The 18,979-nt window shown below is 65.3% G+C and carries 20 protein-coding genes, 1 tRNA gene and 1 riboswitch; of the genes, 12 read left to right on the top strand and 9 right to left on the bottom strand.

What is annotated here, in order from left to right:
- Positions 1-93: 93 nt before the first annotated feature.
- On the top strand, positions 94-1,059 hold the full coding sequence (locus tag AC1ROK_RS08825) for a hypothetical protein (protein WP_492845886.1): 966 nt from the start codon (positions 94-96) through the stop codon (positions 1,057-1,059).
- A gap of 404 nt (positions 1,060-1,463) precedes the next feature.
- Here AC1ROK_RS08825 and argB read toward each other — a convergent pair whose 3' ends face one another.
- Entirely contained in the window at positions 1,464-2,372 is a 909-nt protein-coding gene (gene argB / locus AC1ROK_RS08820) for an acetylglutamate kinase (protein WP_492845884.1), read from the bottom strand.
- 199 nt (positions 2,373-2,571) lie between these two features.
- Here argB and AC1ROK_RS08815 point away from each other — a divergent pair, with 199 nt between their 5' ends.
- The 5 genes from AC1ROK_RS08815 to AC1ROK_RS08795 all read left to right on the top strand — a co-directional run bounded on the left by AC1ROK_RS08815 (position 2,572) and on the right by AC1ROK_RS08795 (position 6,129).
- Complete coding sequence (locus tag AC1ROK_RS08815) at positions 2,572-3,120, top strand: sigma-70 family RNA polymerase sigma factor (RefSeq protein ID WP_492845882.1); 549 nt, start codon at positions 2,572-2,574, stop codon at positions 3,118-3,120.
- Positions 3,117-3,833, top strand: a complete 717-nt coding sequence (locus AC1ROK_RS08810; protein ID WP_492845880.1) for an anti-sigma factor — start codon at positions 3,117-3,119, stop codon at positions 3,831-3,833. Before AC1ROK_RS08815 ends, AC1ROK_RS08810 begins: the two co-directional genes overlap by 4 nt.
- Before the next feature lie 236 nt (positions 3,834-4,069).
- On the top strand, positions 4,070-4,633 hold the full coding sequence (locus AC1ROK_RS08805) for a fasciclin domain-containing protein (RefSeq protein ID WP_492845878.1): 564 nt from the start codon (positions 4,070-4,072) through the stop codon (positions 4,631-4,633).
- 138 nt (positions 4,634-4,771) lie between these two features.
- A complete protein-coding gene (gene msrB / locus AC1ROK_RS08800) occupies positions 4,772-5,269 on the top strand; it encodes a peptide-methionine (R)-S-oxide reductase MsrB (RefSeq protein WP_492845876.1) in 498 nt (165 codons plus the stop codon).
- A gap of 155 nt (positions 5,270-5,424) precedes the next feature.
- On the top strand, positions 5,425-6,129 hold the full coding sequence (locus AC1ROK_RS08795; RefSeq protein WP_492845874.1) for a glutamine amidotransferase-related protein: 705 nt from the start codon (positions 5,425-5,427) through the stop codon (positions 6,127-6,129).
- 21 nt (positions 6,130-6,150) lie between these two features.
- Here the strand turns inward: AC1ROK_RS08795 and yihA are convergent, their stop codons facing one another.
- The 5 genes from yihA to rpmH all read right to left on the bottom strand — a co-directional run bounded on the left by yihA (position 6,151) and on the right by rpmH (position 10,088).
- Positions 6,151-6,801 carry a ribosome biogenesis GTP-binding protein YihA/YsxC gene (gene yihA, locus AC1ROK_RS08790; protein WP_492845872.1) on the bottom strand — a complete coding sequence of 217 codons (651 nt, stop codon included), beginning with the start codon at positions 6,799-6,801 and terminating at the stop codon, positions 6,151-6,153.
- A 202-nt stretch (positions 6,802-7,003) separates the two neighbouring features.
- Positions 7,004-7,705: a sulfotransferase family protein gene (locus AC1ROK_RS08785; protein WP_492845870.1), complete on the bottom strand. Its 702-nt coding sequence runs from the start codon at positions 7,703-7,705 to the stop codon at positions 7,004-7,006.
- A 16-nt stretch (positions 7,706-7,721) separates the two neighbouring features.
- Positions 7,722-9,581, bottom strand: coding sequence for a membrane protein insertase YidC (gene yidC / locus AC1ROK_RS08780; protein WP_492845868.1), 1,860 nt, complete (start codon positions 9,579-9,581; stop codon positions 7,722-7,724).
- Positions 9,581-9,940, bottom strand: coding sequence for a ribonuclease P protein component (gene rnpA / locus AC1ROK_RS08775; RefSeq protein ID WP_492845866.1), 360 nt, complete (start codon positions 9,938-9,940; stop codon positions 9,581-9,583). Before rnpA ends, yidC begins: the two co-directional genes overlap by 1 nt.
- 10 nt (positions 9,941-9,950) lie before the next feature.
- Complete coding sequence (gene rpmH, locus AC1ROK_RS08770; RefSeq protein WP_055886015.1) at positions 9,951-10,088, bottom strand: 50S ribosomal protein L34; 138 nt, start codon at positions 10,086-10,088, stop codon at positions 9,951-9,953.
- 266 nt (positions 10,089-10,354) lie between these two features.
- Between rpmH and AC1ROK_RS08765 the strand changes: the two genes are divergently transcribed.
- From AC1ROK_RS08765 to AC1ROK_RS08755, 3 genes are all read left to right on the top strand, one after another.
- Positions 10,355-11,788: a dihydrolipoyl dehydrogenase family protein gene (locus AC1ROK_RS08765; protein ID WP_492845864.1), complete on the top strand. Its 1,434-nt coding sequence runs from the start codon at positions 10,355-10,357 to the stop codon at positions 11,786-11,788.
- A gap of 59 nt (positions 11,789-11,847) precedes the next feature.
- Positions 11,848-13,278: a sensor histidine kinase gene (locus tag AC1ROK_RS08760; RefSeq protein ID WP_492845862.1), complete on the top strand. Its 1,431-nt coding sequence runs from the start codon at positions 11,848-11,850 to the stop codon at positions 13,276-13,278.
- Positions 13,279-13,379: 101 nt separating this feature from the next.
- A tRNA-Arg gene (locus AC1ROK_RS08755) sits at positions 13,380-13,456 on the top strand.
- A gap of 147 nt (positions 13,457-13,603) precedes the next feature.
- Here AC1ROK_RS08755 and AC1ROK_RS08750 read toward each other — a convergent pair.
- The 3 genes from AC1ROK_RS08750 to AC1ROK_RS08740 all read right to left on the bottom strand — a co-directional run bounded on the left by AC1ROK_RS08750 (position 13,604) and on the right by AC1ROK_RS08740 (position 16,227).
- Positions 13,604-14,692 carry a BMP family ABC transporter substrate-binding protein gene (locus tag AC1ROK_RS08750; RefSeq protein WP_492846383.1) on the bottom strand — a complete coding sequence of 363 codons (1,089 nt, stop codon included), beginning with the start codon at positions 14,690-14,692 and terminating at the stop codon, positions 13,604-13,606.
- A gap of 129 nt (positions 14,693-14,821) precedes the next feature.
- Positions 14,822-15,493: a flavin reductase family protein gene (locus tag AC1ROK_RS08745; protein WP_492845860.1), complete on the bottom strand. Its 672-nt coding sequence runs from the start codon at positions 15,491-15,493 to the stop codon at positions 14,822-14,824.
- Positions 15,490-16,227, bottom strand: coding sequence for a GntR family transcriptional regulator (locus tag AC1ROK_RS08740; protein WP_492845858.1), 738 nt, complete (start codon positions 16,225-16,227; stop codon positions 15,490-15,492). The genes AC1ROK_RS08745 and AC1ROK_RS08740 overlap by 4 nt, the downstream gene beginning before the upstream one ends.
- A 207-nt stretch (positions 16,228-16,434) precedes the next feature.
- Between AC1ROK_RS08740 and AC1ROK_RS08735 the strand changes: the two genes are divergently transcribed.
- From AC1ROK_RS08735 to AC1ROK_RS08725, 3 genes are all read left to right on the top strand, one after another.
- Positions 16,435-16,578 carry a hypothetical protein gene (locus tag AC1ROK_RS08735; RefSeq protein WP_492845856.1) on the top strand — a complete coding sequence of 48 codons (144 nt, stop codon included), beginning with the start codon at positions 16,435-16,437 and terminating at the stop codon, positions 16,576-16,578.
- Between the two features lie 5 nt (positions 16,579-16,583).
- A complete protein-coding gene (locus AC1ROK_RS08730; RefSeq protein ID WP_492845854.1) occupies positions 16,584-17,498 on the top strand; it encodes a DUF1989 domain-containing protein in 915 nt (304 codons plus the stop codon).
- 153 nt (positions 17,499-17,651) lie between these two features.
- Positions 17,652-17,763: riboswitch (guanidine-I (ykkC/yxkD leader) on the top strand.
- 74 nt (positions 17,764-17,837) lie between these two features.
- Positions 17,838-18,905 carry a putative urea ABC transporter substrate-binding protein gene (locus AC1ROK_RS08725; protein WP_492845852.1) on the top strand — a complete coding sequence of 356 codons (1,068 nt, stop codon included), beginning with the start codon at positions 17,838-17,840 and terminating at the stop codon, positions 18,903-18,905.
- The last annotated feature ends 74 nt before the right edge of the window (positions 18,906-18,979 follow it).

Raw genomic sequence — 18,979 nt, 5'->3', positions numbered from 1 at the left:
TGCTGACGACTTTCCATAAAATGCCACATGTCGGTCGCTGTGCCGGCCAAGTGCGGCTCCATCTCGCGTCTCACCAAACGCACAGGAGTCGTCGTGAACAGCCTCGCCATCTTCGGCATCACCGCCGCCACCATCTTCGGGCTCGCCACGGCTCTCGCCGGCAACGTCCAGGCTGCCGAGAACTTCATCTACACCGGCAATGGCGACCTCGCGGCGGCAGCGGCGATCCTCGAGCGCCCCGACATCGCCGGAGCTCAGGTCGTCTACAACTGGCGTGCGCTGGAGCCGGCAAAGGGCGAGTATGACTTCTCAGCCATCGAGCGCGACCTCGAGCAGACCGGCAAATTGAACAAGAAACTTTTCATCCAGGTGCAGGACCGCTTCTTCTCGCCCGAAGCCCGCAACATCCCCGACTACGTGCTGGAAGGCGCCGAGTATGGCGGTGGCCTCGTGCCGCAGCTCGATAACCCGGGCGAGGGCAAGGCCGAGGCCTATGGCTGGGCCACCATGCAGTGGAACCCCGCCGTGCGCGCCCGCTACCAGGCATTGCTCAAGGCGCTGGCGACCCGTTTCGACGGCAAGGTCTACGGCGTCAACCTGCCCGAAACCGCGATCGATATCGACATGAAGGCCGACAAGACCGGCTTCAGCTGCGACGCCTATTTCGCCGCCGAGCTGGAGAACCTCACCGCCGCCCGCGAAGCCTTCGCCAGCTCCAAAGTGATCCAGTACGTGAACTTCTGGCCCTGCGAGTGGGAGAACGACCACAACTACATGGGCCGCCTGTTCGAGCGCGCCGCTGCCACCGGCATCGGGCTCGGCGGCCCCGACATCGTGCCTTACCGCAAGGGGCAGATGAAGAACTCCTACCCGTTCTTCAACCAGTACAAGGGCAAGCTCGATTTCGTCGGCATGGCGGTGCAGGAGCCGACCCTTACCTACAAGAACGACAAGACCGGCAAGCCCTTCACCAAGGACGAGTTCACGGCCTTCGCCACCGACTATCTCGGCGTCGACGCCATCTTCTGGAGCATCGAATCCCCGTGGCTCAAGCCGTGAGCGCGATCATGAACAGCCGCACCGAAAGCCGCCCGCTGCCGCACACCAGCCGCCAGCCGGGCGAGGCCCGCCACGCCCGGCGGGTGGGACACGATCTGACGGCGAGGTCCGAGAGACCGAGCGATTGGATGGGGTTAAATAATCCCGCCTGACTGCGCCGTCTCGCCGCCGCCGCGTCCACCGGCCTCCTCTCCCCCTTGGCGGAGGAGAAAGCGAAAACTTGGGCTTAGCGCAGCTAAGTCCTTAGTTTTCGCCAGAGAGGGGGGCGTGGGGAGGCACCGTGCTCGCCCAAAATCCCCTCTCTTGGAATTTCTAAGGCTTAGCGAAGTAGCTAAGCCCAAGAATTCCATTCCCCCCCGCAAGGGGGGAGATGGGCATCGAGCTTGTCTGCGAAGGCTGCGCTCTTACCTTACGATCAGCGTGCCGGCGCCATGGGCGGTGAACAGCTCGACCAGCACCACGTGCGGGGTCTTGCCGTTGAGGATCACCACGCCCTCGACACCGTTGTCGAGCGCTTCGAGGCAGGTCTCCACCTTGGGGATCATGCCGCCATTGATCGTGCCGTCGGCGATCAGCGCCCGCGCGTCACGGGCCGAAAGCTCGGGGATCAGTTTCTTGTTGGCGTCCAGCACGCCGTCGACATCGGTGAGAAACAACAGACGCTTGGCGCCGAGCGAGCCGGCAATGGCGCCGGCAAAGGTATCGGCATTGATGTTGTAGGTCTGGCCATCGCGGCCCGGCGCCACCGGCGCGATCACCGGGATCATCTCCGAGCGGGCGAGGAGGTCGAGCAGCGTGCGGTCGACTTCCACCGGCTCCCCGACAAAGCCGAGATCGAGCACCCGCTCGATGCTCGAGCCGGGGTCCTTGACGGTCTTGGTGGCCTTCTTGGCGAAGACCATGTTGCCGTCCTTGCCGCACAGGCCGATGGCCCATTCGCCCTCGGCGTTGATCAGCGCCACGATCTCTTTGTTGATCGAGCCGGCCAGCACCATCTCGACGACTTCCATCGTCCGCTTGTCGGTGACGCGCAGCCCGCCCTCGAACTTCGATTCGATGCCGAGATTCTTCAGCATCGAGGCGATCTGCGGGCCGCCGCCATGCACGACGATCGGGTTGACCTTGGATTGTTTGAGCAGCGCGATGTCGCGCGCAAAGGCCTGGCCCAGCGCCACGTCGCCCATCGCGTGGCCGCCGTACTTCACCACGACGGTCTTACCCTCGTAGCGCTGCATATAGGGCAGCGCCTGCGACAGGACGGCGGCGTCGCGGGAAAAGCTCTCGATGTCAGGCATGGCGCGCTGTGTATCCATTGTGTCCCGTCCTATAGCGCATTCCATTGGAGTCGAAAGCGCTTTTGAGCCCCTGCCCAAGCGGATCAGGAAAAGTTCAGAGGCTTTTCCATCTCGATCCCACGACCAGGCATGGGCATCAACAGAACAAACACGAAGATTTCGTGACCGGCAGCAGCGGGGATAGGCATACCCACAGCCTTTGGCTAAGTTCGCGGCTATGAGCAGCAACGCCAGCCTCGAGATCGCCGACCTCATTGCCCGTTGTGCCTTGCGGGATCGGGCGGCATTTCGTGATCTCTACACCCGCACCAGCGCGAAACTTTTCGGCGTCGTGCTGCGTATCCTCAAAGACAGATCGGAAGCCGAAGAGGCGCTCCAGGAAGTGTACGTCAAGATCTGGCAGCGCGCCGACCGCTACGTGGCGGGTGGCTACAGCCCGATCAGCTGGCTGGTGGCGGTCGCCCGCAACCACTCGCTGGATGTGCTTCGGGCGCGTAAGCCGGTAAGCGATGATATCGACCTCGTGCTTGACCTCGCCGATGGCGGGCCTGACCCAGAGCAGGCCACCATCGACAGTTCGGAGCGCACGCGCATCGATGGCTGCCTCGATGAACTCGAGAGCGACAAGGCCGATTGCGTGCGCGGGGCCTATCTCGACGGCTTCAGCTACGAGGAACTGGCGACGCGCCATAGCGTGCCGCTGAACACTATGCGAACCTGGCTGCGGCGCAGCCTGTTGAAACTGAGAGAGTGTCTCAAGGCATGAGCACGGAAGGTCACAGCGGCGGCAGGGAGGACGACCAGGTTCTGGTCGCCGAATACGCGCTCGGCCTGTTGGAAGGCGGTGAGCGGGCGGCCCTCGCGCGCCGCATCGCCGCCGAGCCGGCGCTCGCCTCCGACCTGCGCTTGTGGCGCTCCCGCCTCGCGACGCTCGACGACGAGTTTGCCGAAGTCGCGGCGCCCCAGGGCGTTCTGCCGCGCATCGAGAACCGCCTGTTCGGCGCCACTGCCGCTTCGTCCGGGGGCTGGTGGAACTCGTTGGCCTTGTGGCGCGGTCTCACGGCAGCTGCCGCGGCGGTGGCGGTGGTCGCGATCGGCGTCAACCTGCTGCAGCCACGCGTCGATCCCAATGTTCTGGCCACCCAGTTGGTCGCTGCGATTCAGGCGCAGGAGGGCAGCGGCGTCGAGTTCGTCGCGCTTTACGATCAGGCTTCCGGTGAAGTGCGCATCACTTCGCTCAAGGGCGCCGCCATACCCGACAAGGATTTCGAGCTCTGGTACATCAAGGGTGAGCAGCCCGCCGTGTCGATGGGCGTGATCCCGGTCGACGAACGCCTGGAGATCCCTCTCGATGCCGCTGCCAAGGCCAATATTGCGCCGGGCACCGTCCTCGCTGTGACGCTGGAGCAGAAGGGCGGTTCGCCCACCGGCGTCGCCCAGGGACCGATCGTCGCTGTCGGCACCGTCACGCCGATCTGACGTCGTTCAACGCCATTCGGCAGCGGCGGCCCGCCTCCCCCGAGGCGGGCCGTTTCCGTTCATGTTGCCGGCCGCTGCGCGCATACGAGCCGAGGTCGCGAATAGTTTCGCGCCATGTCGCGAATAAAGCGCTCCGGACGAAAATGTGATCCGAAACTGCCGCGAGACCCCTTCCGTATCTCCCGCTGTCCCATCGCAAGAACACTGCGGACACTGCCAAAAGGAAGGAACCAACAATGAAGCTCTCCACTCTTCGCGTACTCGCCGTCTCGGCCATGCTGTCGGTCTCTGCTCTCTCGGGCGTCGCCTTTGCTGAGAACCCGATGGTGGGCGGCGCGCCGATGTCCGAGACCAAGGACATCATCGATAACGCCGTGAACTCGGCCGATCACACCACGCTGGTCGCGGCGGTGAAGGCCGCTGGCCTGGTCGAGACGCTGAAGGGCGCCGGGCCGTTCACCGTGCTCGCCCCGGTCAACGCCGCTTTCGATGCACTGCCGGCCGGCACCGTCGACAACCTGCTGAAGCCCGAAAACAAGGATCAGCTGGTGAAGATCCTCACCTGCCATGTCATCGCGGCCAAGGCCATGGCTGCCGACATCACCAAGATGGCGATGGACGACGGCGGCACCCATGAAGTGACCACGGTCGGCGGCTGCAAGCTGTGGCTGAAGGCGGATGGCGGCAAGGTGACGATCACCGACGAAGCCGGTGGCGTCGCCAATGTGACCATCGCCGACGTGGTGCAGTCGAACGGCGTGATCCACGTCATCGACAAGGTGCTGCTGCCCAAGATGTAACCTTCGCAGTCCGCGCTGCGAATATCACATCGTGAACCGCTTCGTGTCCCGCGGGTTGCCTCGTGGGACACGCGCTTTTGAGATGCACCCGCCGGCAGGGCGGATAGACTGCCGGCAACCGCTGAAAGGCCTCATCCCATGCAAGTCGATCGCCGCACTTTCCTGTTTGGCGGCACTGCCGTAGGCGTACTTGGCGTCGCGGCCCTGATGTTCCGCCCGATGGGCTCGAGCCGTGCTGCCGAGGGCACCTTCGAGATCAATCTCACCGAAGACGAGTGGAAGGCGAAACTGCCGCCAAAGGTGTTCGAGGTGCTGCGCCACGAAGCCACCGAAGCCCCGGGCTCCTCGCCGCTGCTCTACGAACACCGCGCCGGCATCTTCAACTGCGCCGGCTGCGAGCTGCCGCTGTTCGATTCCAAGACCAAGTACGAGAGCGGCACCGGTTGGCCCAGCTTCTACCAGCCGCTCGACAACGCGGTCGGCGAAGCCACCGACACCACCCTCGGCATGAGCCGCACCGAAGTGCACTGCCGCCGCTGCGGCGGCCATCTCGGCCACGTCTTCGACGACGGCCCACAGCCCACCGGCCTGCGCTACTGCATGAACGGCCTCGCCTTGACCTTCACCCCGGCCTGACCGGGGTCTCGATTTAGTGCCTACCCTCCGACTGGCCCTTCATCCCCGCGTCAAAGTTTGACGCTTCGGGATGGAGGGCCTTCTTCCATGCAACAGGGCATTGCCGTTCGGCCATCTTGCCAAGCCCGGCAAACCGCCCCATTTCTTGCCGCGCCATGAAGCTCACCATCATCCAGACCGGCGACGTCCCCGCTTCCCTCAGGCCGCAGTTCGGCGCCTATCCGCCCATGTTCAAGCGCATGTTCGACGAGGCAGGCCAGCCGTTCGAATACGAGACGGTGGCGGTTTGTGACGGTGCCGAATTCCCTGATGCGGCGAAACTGGATGGCATCCTGATCACCGGCTCCGCCGCTGGCGTCTACGACGACCATGCCTGGCTCGATCCGCTCCGCGCCTTCATCCGCTCGGCTTACGCCGCCAGTACCCCGATGCTCGGCATCTGCTTCGGCCACCAGATCATGGCCGACGCGCTCGGCGGCGACGTGCGCAAATCCGACAAGGGCTGGGGCCTCGGCCGCCACACCTACGAAGTGAAGTCCCGTCCCGGCTTTCTCGCCACCGACCTGCCGGCGCTTTCCATTGCCTGCTCGCACCAGGACCAGGTGATCGTTCCGCCCAAGGAGGCGGACGTGTTCCTCGGCTCCGAGTTCACCCCCAATGCGGGGCTCGTCTATGCCAACGGCAGGGCCCTCAGCCTGCAGCCGCACCCCGAATTCCTCGACGACTACACCCTGGCGCTGGCCGAACTCCGGCGCGGCAAGGCCCCGGATGTCGTGGTGGATACGGCCCTCGCCTCGGTCGCAACGCCATCGCACAGCAGCGATGTAGCGAGCTGGCTGGGAGCATTCCTCAGCCGCTAATGCGCCAAGCACGCGGAGCCCTCAGTGCTCCATCAACTGCCGGATCTCGGAGCGTAGCTGCTCGAGGCCGACCTTCTCCTCGCTCGAGGTCAGGATGATCTCGGGATGCGCCGCCGGGCGCTTGGCGATCGCCGCACGCGTCTTCGCCAGCGCCGCTTCCAGCTCGGTCTTGTTCGGCTTGTCAGCCTTGGTGACGACGATCTGGTAGCTCACCGCCGCCTTGTCGAGCTCGTTCATCACCGTGGTGTCATTGGCGTTCGGGCCATGCCGGCCATCGATCAGCACATAGACGCGGCGGAGGTTCGGTCGGCCCGTGAGGTACTGGTGGATCAGCCGCGTCCACTGCTTCACCTTGTCCTCTGGTGCCCTGGCATAGCCGTAACCGGGCATGTCGACGATCCGGAGTTCGTCCGACTGGCTCTCGAAGATGTTCAGTTCCTGCGTCCGCCCCGGCGTGTTCGAGGTGCGCGCTAGCCCGGTGGTGCCCGTCAGTGCATTGATCAGCGACGACTTGCCGACATTGGAGCGCCCGGCAAAGGCGACCTCCATCCGGTCGGCCGGCGGCAGGTCGGCAATGCGCACACAGCCCTTGATGAAGACGAACGGCCGCGCGAACAGCAGCCGCCCGGCCTCGATCTGATCTGCGCTGAACTTCGATTGTGTCTCGCTCATTGGCGTTCAATAGGGGAGGGCGGCGGAGAAGGGAAGGGGAGCGGAGCGTAGACTGAAGCAGACGGCCCCCTCCCGACCTCCCCCATGAAGGGGGAGGTGAAGAGTCGAGGCTCTGTCTCAGATCGTGCCCACAGCTCGATGCGGCACCTCCCCCTTCATGGGGGAGGATGGGAGGGGGCCGTCTCTATCGGTTGGCCGCCCCTCACACCGGATACCCGAAAGCCCGCTTCTCCAGCCCCTGCGCCACCAGCGCCCTGGAGAAGGCCGGCCAATTGTCGACCTTGTCGGCGGCGGCCTTCACCCGGTCCTGCTTGACGAGCCCGGTTGTCGTCAGCGTCGCCGGGACCCTGAGCGTCACCCCCACCTGCGCCGCCGCCGCCGAGAACCGGCGCAACGCGCCCTCCGGCGGCAGGTCGATATCGGTCTCGTAGCGGAGGATGGGTGAGGGCAGGAACCGCCGGTTCAGCCAGTTGCGCCAGTGATCGAACCAGCGCTCCTGCGCGTCCATCCAGGCGGCGAAATCGGCGATGTCGAGGCTGAGGCGCACGGCTGAGGTATCGACCTCCTGCCACTTGTGCACGTTGATCGCCTTGCACCAGCTGACATAGGCGTCGATCTGCCGGCGCACCACGAAGATCACCCGCAGGCCGGGGCGCGACAGCACCAGCTGCTCGACCGTCTCGGGTTCGAGCGTGTCGTGCCAGAGCTTGAAGGCGAGGACGCGCTTGTGCTCGGCATGGGCCAAGGCAACCGCCTCGTCGAGCACGTGGTCCGGCTCGATCCGCTCGGCGAGGCTGTTGAACAGTTCGGGGAAGGTCTTGAGCTCGGCGAAGTTGGCGCCGAGCTGCATCAGGTGATTGGCCCCGCTGCGGGGGCCGGTGATCAGGCAGAGGGTGTCCAGCACCTGATCACCTGTTGCGTCAGCTGGCCTTGCCGCCGGCCGGCTTTTCTTCGACCTTGGGCTTGCGCTTGAAGGTCGCCGCGATGTTGCCGAGCAGGTCCACTTCGGCGCCGTGGCGCTTCATGATGAACCACTGCTGCGTCACCGAGAGCAGGTTGTTCCAGGCCCAGTAGATCACGAGGCCGGCGGGGAACGTGCCCAGCATGAAGGTGAAGATGATCGGCATCCAGTTGAAGATCATCGCCTGCGTCGGATCCGGCGGCGGCGGGTTGAGCTTCATCTGCACCCACATGGTGATGCCCATGATCACCGGCCACACGCCCAGATGCAGTAGTCCGCCCACCACCGGCAGGGCAACCGGGTTCCACGGGATCAGGCCGAACAGGGTGAAGATGTTGGTCGGATCAGGCGCCGCGAGGTCGACGATCCAGCCGAAGAACGGCGCATGCCGCATCTCCAGCGAGATGAAGATGACGGTGTAGAGCGAGAAGAACACCGGGATCTGGATCAGGATCGGCCAGCAGCCCGACAGCGGGTTGATCTTCTCTTTCTTGTAGAGCTCCATCATCGCCTGCTGCTGCGCCGGGCGATCATCCTTGAAGCGTTCCTGGATCGACTTCATTTCCGGCTGCACGCGCCGCATCGCCGCCATCGAGGCATACGAGCGGTTGGCCAGCGGGAAGAACAGGCCCTTGACGATCACCGTCACCGCGAGGATGGCGAGGCCGAAATTGCCGAGGATCCCGTAGAGGAACTGCAACAGGAAGAACATCGGCTTGGTGAGGAAGTGCAGCCAGCCCCAGTCGATCAACAGCTCGAGCCGGTCGAAGCCGTAGGTCTTCTCATAGCTGGCGATGACGCCTTCGCGCTTGGCGCCGGCAAACAGGTAGGTCTTGTTTTCGGCAGTGCCGCCTGCCGGCACCAGCACCGGCGTGGTCTCGACGAAGCTAGTCTGGAAGATGTTCTGGGCGCCCGAGGGCGTCGCCGAGAAGCGGGCATTGAGCGGCGCGCCCGGCACCGACAGCACGGCCGTCGCCCAGTACTTGTCGGTGATGCCGACCCAGCCGCCGGTGGTGCTGGAGACGTCGATCTGCTTCTCGTTGACGACGTCGTCGTACTTCTTGGAGACGAGGTTGTTGGAGCCGAGCACCCCAAGCGGGCCCTCGTGCTGCACGAAGAAGTTCTGCACGTGCGGCTTGCCCTGGCGCACGATGCGCGAGAACGGGTAGAGCGCCACGTCACCCGAGCCGGTGTTCTCGACCGACTGCGCCACTGTGAACAGGTAGTTGTCGTCGACGCTGATGGTGCGGCGGAAGATCAGCCCGGCGCCATTGTCCCACTTCAGCGTCACCGGCGTCGCGACGGTCAGCGTCTGCGCGTCGCCTTCGACCGACCACACCGTGGTCTCGCTTGGCGTTGCCGCAGTGCCGCCGGCCGCCGGGACCCAGCCGGTCTCGGCGTAGTAGCCCCCGGGGGCGCCCGAGGGGATCAACAGGGTAATGATCGGCGAATTGGGATCGACCGTCTCGGTGTACTGCTTGAGCTGCAGGTCATCGAGGCGGGCGCCGGTGAGGTTGATCGAGCCCGACAGCGATGGGGTATCGATCTTCAACCGCTGCGGCGACGCCGCCAGTGCGGCCGCGCGGTCGGCGAACGTTCCCGTGGCTCCGGTCGCAGCCGCCGCCGCGGGCGTGCTGCCGTCGGCGGCCGGGGTCGCGAGCCCGGTATCGGTCGCTGGCGCCTGTGCGGCCTGCTCGAGCGCGGCGCGCTTCTGGGCCTGCTCCAGTTGCGGGCCGGCAATGAAGAACTGCCATCCGAACAGCACCACGACGCTGAGCACGATCGCAATGATCATGTTGCGGTTGTTATCGGACTGCATCAGCTCTTCTTCTTCAGGTGGACTTTGGAAATGGCGGCGGCCAGGTCGTTGACCAGCTGGCCGTACGGAATGCTCAGCGCCTCGCGGCGACCGACCAGCACGTAATCATGTTGGGGTTCGAACCCGCCGGCGCAAGCCTTCGCGGCAGCCCGGAGGCGCCGGCGGATGCGGTTGCGTTCGGGCGAGTTGCCCATCTGCTTGGTAACCGTGAAGCCGATGCCGGGCTCATCGAGGTCACGCGCGTTCGCCTGCAGCGAAAACGCAGCGCGCCCGACGCGTTGGCCCCGGGCGGCTTTCAGGAATTCGGACCGGTTCTTGAGGCGCCGCAAGGCGCCGTCCCGTGGCATGGCCGTGTTCACGGCCAAAACCTTAGGCCGAGAGCTTGGCGCGGCCGACAGCGCGGCGGCGGTTCAGGATCTTGCGGCCGTTCTTGGTCGCCATGCGGGCGCGGAAGCCGTGCCGGCGAGTGCGGACGAGCGTGCTCGGCTGGAAAGTGCGTTTCGACATACGATCTGACCACGCCGGCGCGCGGTTCCTCTTATACTTGAGAGCAGCAAGGTGCTTGCCGGCTGGGCCCTTGTCTGGGCGCCTACGGCAGATTGGGGCGGCTTATAGGGAATTGGTTCGGTGAAGTCAACGCGAGGACCGTGCGGCAGAACGGCATTGGCCGCCCCCGAAATCCGCTGATTTCCACACTGCCTTGATCCCGCCCACTATTGTCCGGCTACCAGCCGGTGATAATGAGGCGCGGGGCCTTAGTCGAGAGAGCGAGATTGGCCGATATCCTTACGCCCGACCTCTGTGTCATCGGGGCCGGATCAGGCGGCCTGGCCGTCGCCGAGGCCGCTCGCGCCTATGGCGCCTCGGTTGTGCTGGTCGAGAAGGCTCGGCTGGGTGGCAACGCTCTCCATGCCGGCGCGATTCCGGCCAAGGCGCTGGTTGCCGCTGCGGCCCACGCCCAGGCACTGCGTGATGGCGCTGCCTTCGGCATCGCGGCTGACGAGCCCAAGATCAATTTCCGCCGGGTGCACGACCATGTCGAGCAGGTGATCACCGCGCTTGCGCCGCACAATGCCGCCGGCCGGCTCGAGGCATTGGGCGTCGAGATCGTGCGCGGTACCGCTCGCTTCACCAACCGCAAGGCCCTTGCGGTCGGCGATACCGAAATCCGTGCCCGCCGCTTCGTCATCGCTACCGGCGCGCGGCTGCCGATTCCCTCGATCCCGGGGCTCGACGCGGTGCCGTATTTCACCAGCGAGACCATTCTCGACAATACCAGGAAACTCACCCACCTCGTGGTCATCGGCGGGAGCGGCGTGGCGCTCGAACTGGCCCAGGCCTACGCCCGGCTCGGCACCGAGGTCACGGTGATCGAGAACGGCCCGATGCTGGCGGGCTTCGACCCGGAACTCGCGGCTGTCGCCCTGAAGCGGGTCGAGGAGGAGGGCGTCAGCCTCCGCCCGCACGCCACCGTCACCGCCATCCAGGCCCGCTCAATGGGCATCGGCGTCGCAGTGCAGAACGGCGAAACCGACCAGTTGCTCGACGCCTCGCACATCCTCGTTGCCGCCGACCGCATGCCCAACCTTGCCGGCCTCGACCTCGACAAGGCCGGCATCCGGATGAACAAGGCCGATCCGCGGCTGCTGCAACTGTCCCCCAGCCTCAAGACCACCAATCCGCGTGTGTACGCGGTCGGTGATGCCGCCGGCGGCCAGTCAGTGCAGGCGGCGGTGCGCCAGGCCGAGGCGGTGGTTCGCAGCGTCCTCCTCGGCGCCATGGCCAAGCCCGATGCCCTGCGCGTCCCGCGTGTCGTCTCGACCGACCCGGAGCTCGCCGAGATCGGCCTCAACGAAGCGCTGGCCCGTACCAGGCATGGCGTCGGCTTCCGCGTCACCCGCTGGTCCTATGCCGACAATGATCGGGCCCGGACCTCTCGTGCGACCTATGGCCTCGCCAAGCTCGTCACCGATCGCTCCGGCAAAATCCTCGGCGCCGGCGTTGTCGGTCCCGGCGCCAGCGAGCTGGTCTCGCTGTTTTCGCTCGCCATGACCGGCGGGCTCCGGGCCGACAAACTCGCCGAGCTGGTCGCGCCTTATCCCTCTTACGCCGAGATCGCGGTGCGGCTCGGCGAGGAGTTCCGCCGGGGCGAGACGAACAAGCCGCTCATCCGGCAGTGGATCAGCCTCAACAAGCTGTTCGGCTAGCCCCGTTTGTCACGTGTTGACGCTGGAAAGCGACGGCTTTCCCCGTTAATCATCGCCCAATGGCCAAACAAAACCGCGCGATGCCGGGTCCGTTCTCCGGGCTGTCCGTCAAGATCATCGCCACCATCATTGTGGTGATCCTCGCGGTCGAGATCGTGATCTACCTGCCATCGGCCGCCAACTTCCGCCAGAGCTGGCTCAACGACCGCCTGCGCGTCGGCGTCGTCGCCGCCCGCGTGCTCGACGCGGTGCCCGACGCCATGAACCTGCCGCGCGTGCTGACCGACCGGCTGCTCACCTCGGCCGGCGCCCTCGCCATCGTCTATCGACGCGAGGGCCAGAGCCAGCTGATCGAACTCGAGAACGTCACCATGCCGCGCGAGGCGGTGACGGTGGATCTGCGCCAGCGCGATCCGGCCTCGCTGATTCTCGGTGCGCTGGAGACCCTGGTGCTGGGCTCCAACCGCACGCTGCGCATCGTCGGCGAAGAAGACGGCATGCCCGACCGGGTCATCGAGGTGCTGATGCCCGAGGCGCCGTTGCGCAGCGAGTTGCTGCTCTATTCGCGCAACCTCTTCTTCCTGTCGCTGATCCTCGCCATCATCACGTCGGCGGTGCTTTACGTCTTCGTCTCGCGCATTCTGATCGCGCCGATCCGCCGCCTCACCGGCAACATGGTGGAGTTCTCCGAGGCACCCGAGAACGCCGCGCTGATCGTCACCCCCTCTGATCGGCGCGACGAGATCGGCATCATGGAGCGCGAACTGGCGGCGATGGAATCGGACATCTACTCGATGCTGCGCCAGCGTCGGCATCTCGCCGATCTCGGGCTTGCCGTCGCCAAGATCAACCACGACCTGCGCAACACCCTGACCTCGGCGCAACTGCTCAGCGACCAGGTGGCCAATCTCGACGATCCCAAGGTACAGCGCCTCGCGCCGCGCCTGGTGCAATCGATCGACAAGGCCATCGGCTTCGCCCAGTCGGTGCTCGATTATGGCCGCCAGAGCGCCACCCCGCCACGGCCGGTGCCGGTCGACCTGCACCTTCTGCTCGACGAGGCCGCCTTCGATGCCGGCCTCGTCGGCCACCCGTCGATTCGCTGGACCAACCACGTGCCCGACGCGGTCTCGATCTCCGCCGACCCCGACCAGTTCGCCCGCATCTTCGACAACCTGCTGAAGAACGCCCGCGAAGCGCTCGAGGCCGCCGGCAGCAAGATCGAAGGCCCCGAGGTCGAGATCACTCTCGCCGAAACGCCCGACTGGCTGACCCTGTCGGTCACCGACAACGGCCCCGGCCTGCCGCCGCGGGCCCGCGAGAACCTGTTCGTCGCCTTCGAGGGCTCCGCCAAGGCCGGCGGCACCGGCCTCGGCCTCGCTATCGCCCGCGAGCTCACCGAGGCGCATGGCGGCAAGCTGAGCTTCGTCGACCAGCCGCTGGGCACTCGTTTCGACGTCACACTGCCGCATTCCATCCGCATCGCCTGAACTGTCACACCCGCGTCAAAATTCCTCGCGCGTCGATGCTTGCAATGCTGCGGCGGCCCATGTATGGGTCACGCCGTTCGCCGGAACACCACCGGCCGTGCGCGCCCTTAGCTCAGCTGGATAGAGCACCAGACTACGAATCTGGGGGTCAGGAGTTCGAATCTCTTAGGGCGCGCCAATCCCTCCCCGAGCCAGGCCGGGGCCCTCCGAATAGCTCTTTCTTGCAGACGGCTCGTTGCCGGCAGGTTGGTGATATCACGCCGCTGCTTGCCGCAGTTGGCTCGGTACGCGGGCCCGCCATGGCAGGACCCGCGTACCGACGGCCTCAGGTGATCGAGCCGACCACACCTTCGATCAGGTAGTCGGTGCCCCACAGGGCGCCGTCGTAAAGGCCGAGCGTGCCTTCGATGACGAGTTTGCCGGTGTTGTCCTTGAGCGGGCCGACAAAGATGGGGGCGCCGGCCTTGGTTTCGGCGATGGCGTTGGTGGCTGCGGCGATCGCCGCTTCCGTTGCCCCCGCGCCGAACGGAGTGGAAAAGACCATGTCCTTGTCGTAGCCGCCCTCGTTGACGTTGGGCAGTTTCTCGCCGGCGGCGATCAGCCTGGCGTACTCGGTGTAGACCGTGCCCCACTTGAGCTCGGCGCCGGTGATGAAGCCGTTGGGCGCCAGCGACGCCTGGTCGGCATTGTGGCCGCAAGTCTTGGCGCCGCGCGCCTCGGCCGTCTCGACGATCACCTTGGGGCTGTCGACGTGGCAGGCGATGACGTCGCAGCCGGCATCGACCAGTGCATTGGTCGCCTCGGCCTCGCGGACCGGCAGGCTCCACTCGCCGGTGATGATGAGACGCACTTCGGCGTTGGGGTTCACCTTCTTGACGCCCAGCGTGAAGGCGTTGACGTTTCGCAGCACCAGCGCGATCGGCTTGGCGGCGATGAAGCCGATCTTGTTGGATTTGGTCGAGAGGCCGGCAGCCACGCCGTTCACATAGTGGCCCTGGTCGAGGTAGCAGAAGTAGCCGCCCAGATTGAGCGGATCGGTATCCTTGTTCCACAGCGAGGTTGGGTGGCGGAACTCCACATCCGGATGCTTCCTGGCTGCCTCTTTCATGAACGGGTCGAAATAGCCGAACGAGGTCGGAAACAGCAGCTTGGCGCCGTCGAGGTTGATCATCGATTCCATCGATTGGGCGACCGCGTCGGTCTCGGGGACATTCTCCTCCTCCACCACGGTGACGTCGGGCAGCGCCTTCAACGCGGCCGCGCCGACCGCATGGGCCTGGTTCCAGCCGAAATCGGTGACCGGCCCGACATAGATCATGCCGATGGTCAGCGGCGTCGCGGCTTGCGCCTTCATGCCGCTGGCGAGCAGCAGCGATCCGGCAGCAGCAGTGCCGAGGAAATGTCGGCGGTTCATCGAGAAGTTGGACAAGGTTGCACCCCCATGAGTCCAGGTTTCATCGTCCGGGGAGCGCGGGATGCGCTCACCGTCTCGGCCACGCGTGCGCGCGGGCGTTCGGCTTAGTCGGGTCGTTCCTGCGCGCGGCTAGGCGGCGCCGGTTTCAGTCACAAGGCGGTCGGCCTTGAGCTGTTCGTATTCGCCCACGCTGAGCGTCCGGATGTCGAATTGGTCGCGCGTGCGGGCATAGCCATGGCCGCCGAGACGGCCGATCGCGTCCATCTTGATCTGGTCGACGTGCAGGCGTGCCGCGTCGACGAGGTCGGCGCGGATATGGATGCCGAGCACCTGGCCCAGCACGATCTCGCGCGCCTTGCCCACTTCGATAATCATATGGCGGCGGCATTCGAGCGCCGCGGGGGCCGAGACGATGCGCGGGCTGCGCACGGCCTTGCCGGGCACCGTCTCGAGACCGGCCTCGGTGAGTTCATCGACATCGGGGCCGAACTTGATGGCGCAGATCTCCATCTGCGCGGCCAGCGCGTCATCGACGATGTGGACCGTGAACTCCTCGGTCTCGCGGATATTGCGCGCCGTGTCCTTGAGGCGCATGTCCTCGTAGTTCTCGATGCCGATGGCGACGATCGCCGGATCGTGGGTGAGAACATTGAAGAAGCTGAACGGTCCCGCGTTGCGCCGGCCGTCGAGGCTCAGCGTGGTGATGAAGGCGATGGGCCGCGGGATCACTGTCCCGATCAGCAGCTTGTAGCGCTCGCGCGGGTCCAGTTCGGCAAAGTCGAAATGCAGATGGCCGCTCATTTGGCGCGCTTGCGCTTGAGCGGGATGGCGCCGGCGGGCGCGGCGATCGCGCCGGCATAGCGGGCAAGGACATCGCCGAGCGCTGTGCCGGCCGGGTCGGACTCATGCAACGCCCGGCGCTCGACGGCGGCCATGTGCACATCCATGATGGCGAGCGCCTTGGCGGCGTCGCCGGCGCGTAGCGCAGCGATGATCTCGGTATGCTCGTTGGGGCCGCCATGATCGTGCGTGTGAGGCGAACCGTAAACCGCGAGGATCAGCGAGCAGCGGGTCACCAGCTCGGACATGTACTGTTCCAGCAGCACGTTGCCGCTGAGCTTGGCCAGCCGGATATGAAACTCGCCGCCGAGGCGCCCGGCGACATGTTCTTCGTGCCGCTCGCGCGCTGCATCTTCCTCGCGCACCAGGCCCTCGAGTTCGGCCCCGAAGCTGGGCTTCCAGCGCTTGATGACAAGGCCGACCGCCTGGGCCTCCAGCGCGCGCCGCACTTCGAAGACGTCGCGGGCTTCCGCCAGCGTCGGCTGCGCCACGATCGCCGTCCGCTTGGGGCGGGCGTCGACCAGCCCCTCGGACTGCAGCTTGGCCAGCACCGCACGCACCAGCGTCCGGCTCATGCCGAAATGCGCACCGATCTCGTCCTCGGGCAGTTTGGTGCCCGGCTGCAGCGCGCGCTCCAGGATCGCCTGCTTCAGCGCCTCATGAGCGATATTGATGCGTGGAGACGGTAGGGTCATTCAAGCCTCGCGCTGTTGACCTCATTCATGCATACGAGATTGCGCGTGACAAGTATGCAGGAATTGGTGCGGTTCCGACCTAAATGTGCCTGAATGTCAGTGGGTTACCGCTGGAATGCGAGAATCGCATGGCTGATTTGCGCGAAATCGGATCGTCACTCGCCCAATCAGGTATACAGTTTTGGTATCCGAGAAATGGAGAGACGCATGCCGGCCAGAACCATCATTCTCAAGCTCAACCAGCAGCAGCTCGAACTGATCGATCGCACGATCGCCCAGGGCGCGGCAGTCGATCGGGCGGCGCTGGTGCAGCGCGCCATACGCGAACAGTCGGGGAAACTCGCCAAATGAGGACGATGCTGCAGACCCTCATGCTCGAGCCGGGCACCGGCAAGGCGATCGAACTGCTCGCCGGGCAGATCCTGCGCATCGAGCAGGTGGAGGGTGGCCAATGCGTCGATTTCAACGCCTTCAACCTGCACGACTACAAGGAGTTCATGCATTGCGGCCGTACCCGCACCGTGCATGGCTTCAATCCTACCGAAGGTGCGTTCCTGTGGAGCCAGCCGCCGCGGGAGCGGGCGCTGCTCTATATCCTCAAGGATACCGTGAAGCGTAACGACGTGCTGTTCCCGCGCTGCTCGGCCTATCTCTACGAGAGCGCCTATGGCTTTCACGACCACACCAACTGCCACGATATCCAGTCCGAGGCGCAGCGCGAGTATGGCCTGACCCCGGACGACGTGCATGACAGCTTCAACTTCTTCATGAACACCGAGATCGGCGCCGATGGGCGGGCGACGATCACCCGGCAGTCGAGCCGGGCAGGGGACCATGTCGATCTCCTGGCGCTGACCGATGTGCTCGCCGTGCCCAATGTCTGCGGCGCCGACGTCATGCGCACCTCCAACTTCTCGCTGAAGCCGATCCGCCTTACCGTGTTCGAGGCGACCGAAGCCGATCTCGCCACTGTCCCGCCGACGCCGGTCCTGCGCAGCCAGCGGACCCCCAGGGACTTCCGGCAGCCCCACATCAAGGCCGACCGCGAACTCACCCGCGACCCCGCCTACACGCCGGCCTTCACCAACGTGCCGATCCGCGTCGAGGAACTCGCTGTCACGCTGACCGAGGAAGAGGCCGCCCTGTTCGACGCGGCGCGGCTGCCGCTCTACGGCGACGATGAAGGCGCGGCGCTCCGCGACCTGCTCTTCACCTGGTGGGAGGAGCGCTACCTCGGAGCCAATGCCGGAGCTCCTGCCATCACGAAATGACTTGCACTGCACAACGCAGGGGCAGCGCCTACATTATGTGCACGGTGCCCCTGCATTCGACGCCAGGCGTAGCGTCCGGTAACCGGTGAACTCTCCAGTGCACTGAAATATAACGATATTCAATTCTGGCACGGCCCTTGCTCCATTGTATGCAGAGTTAGGAGCTAGGGTTCCGGCGCCATCTTTCCGGCGTGTCTGGTCCGAGAGCACCCACCGGAGCGGGAGACATCCCTCCGGGACACGGCGGGACAAAAGCCCGGGAGACCTCGTAAGCCAAGGGATTGGCAGCGCGGGTCTTTACGCGCTTCGCCGATCCCCAAGTCGAAACAGGGGATGCGCATGAAGTTCACCAGACTGGTTTCCGCCCTCGCCCTCGCGATGCTCGTTGCCGCCGCAGGCACCGGCGCTGAGGCGCAGCAGAAGAACGACTTCAAGGTTGCCTGGTCGATCTATGTCGGCTGGATGCCCTGGGGCTACGCCGCCGACAACGGCATCGTCAAGAAATGGGCCGACAAATACGGCATCACCATCGAGGTCACGCAGTTCAACGACTACGTCGAGTCGATGAACCAGTATACCGCCGGCGCCTATGACGCGGTAACCCTCACCAACATGGACGGCCTCTCCATCCCCGCCGCCGGCGGGGTCGACACCACTGCCGTGATCATCGGCGACTTCTCGGCCGGCAACGACGCCGTGATCCTCAAGGACAAGACCTCGCTGGCCGACATCAAGGGCCAGCCGGTCAACCTGGTCGAGTTCTCCGTCTCGCACTATCTGCTCGCCCGCGCCCTCGAAAGCGTCGGCCTGACCGAGCGCGACGTCAACGTCGTCAACACCTCCGACCCCGACATGGTCGGCGCCTTCCAGACCCCTGATGTCAGCGCCATGGTCACCTGGAACCCGATGGTCTCTGAAATCGTCGCGTTGCCCGGCGCCACCAGCGTGTTCGACAGCGCGCAGATCCCCGGCGAGATCATCGACATGATGGTCGCCAACACGCAGGTGCTTGCCGACAACCCCGCTTTCGGCAAAGCGCTGGCCGGCATCTGGTACGACACCATGGCCATCATGACTGCCCAGACGCCCGAGGGCGCCGCGGCGCGCGCTGCCATGGGCGCAGCTTCCGGTACCGATCAGCAGGGCTTCGAAGCGCAGCTTGCGGCGACGAAACTGTTCCCGACGCCCGCCGAAGCCGTGACCTTCGTCACTTCTCCTGACCTCCAGACCACCATGGACAAGGTCCGCGCCTTCCTGTTCGACAAGGGCCTGCTTGGCTCCGGCGCCGCTTCCGCCGACGTCATCGGCATCGAGCTCCCCGGCGGTGAACTGCTGGGGGATCCGGCCAACGTCAAGCTGCGGTTCACCGACGTCTACATGAAGGAAGCGGCGGCAGGTACGCTGTAAGTCCGTGCTCCCCACCCGTCTCGCCGCGCTCGGCGCCCTCGCCCTCAGGGGCGAGGGAAGTCGGTGACGTCTCA

It is taken from the genome of Devosia sp. GW821-FHT12F11, assembly GCF_058806655.1.
Note: the sequence above shows the minus strand (reverse complement) of the source record. Positions and strands in the feature narration are given on the sequence as shown.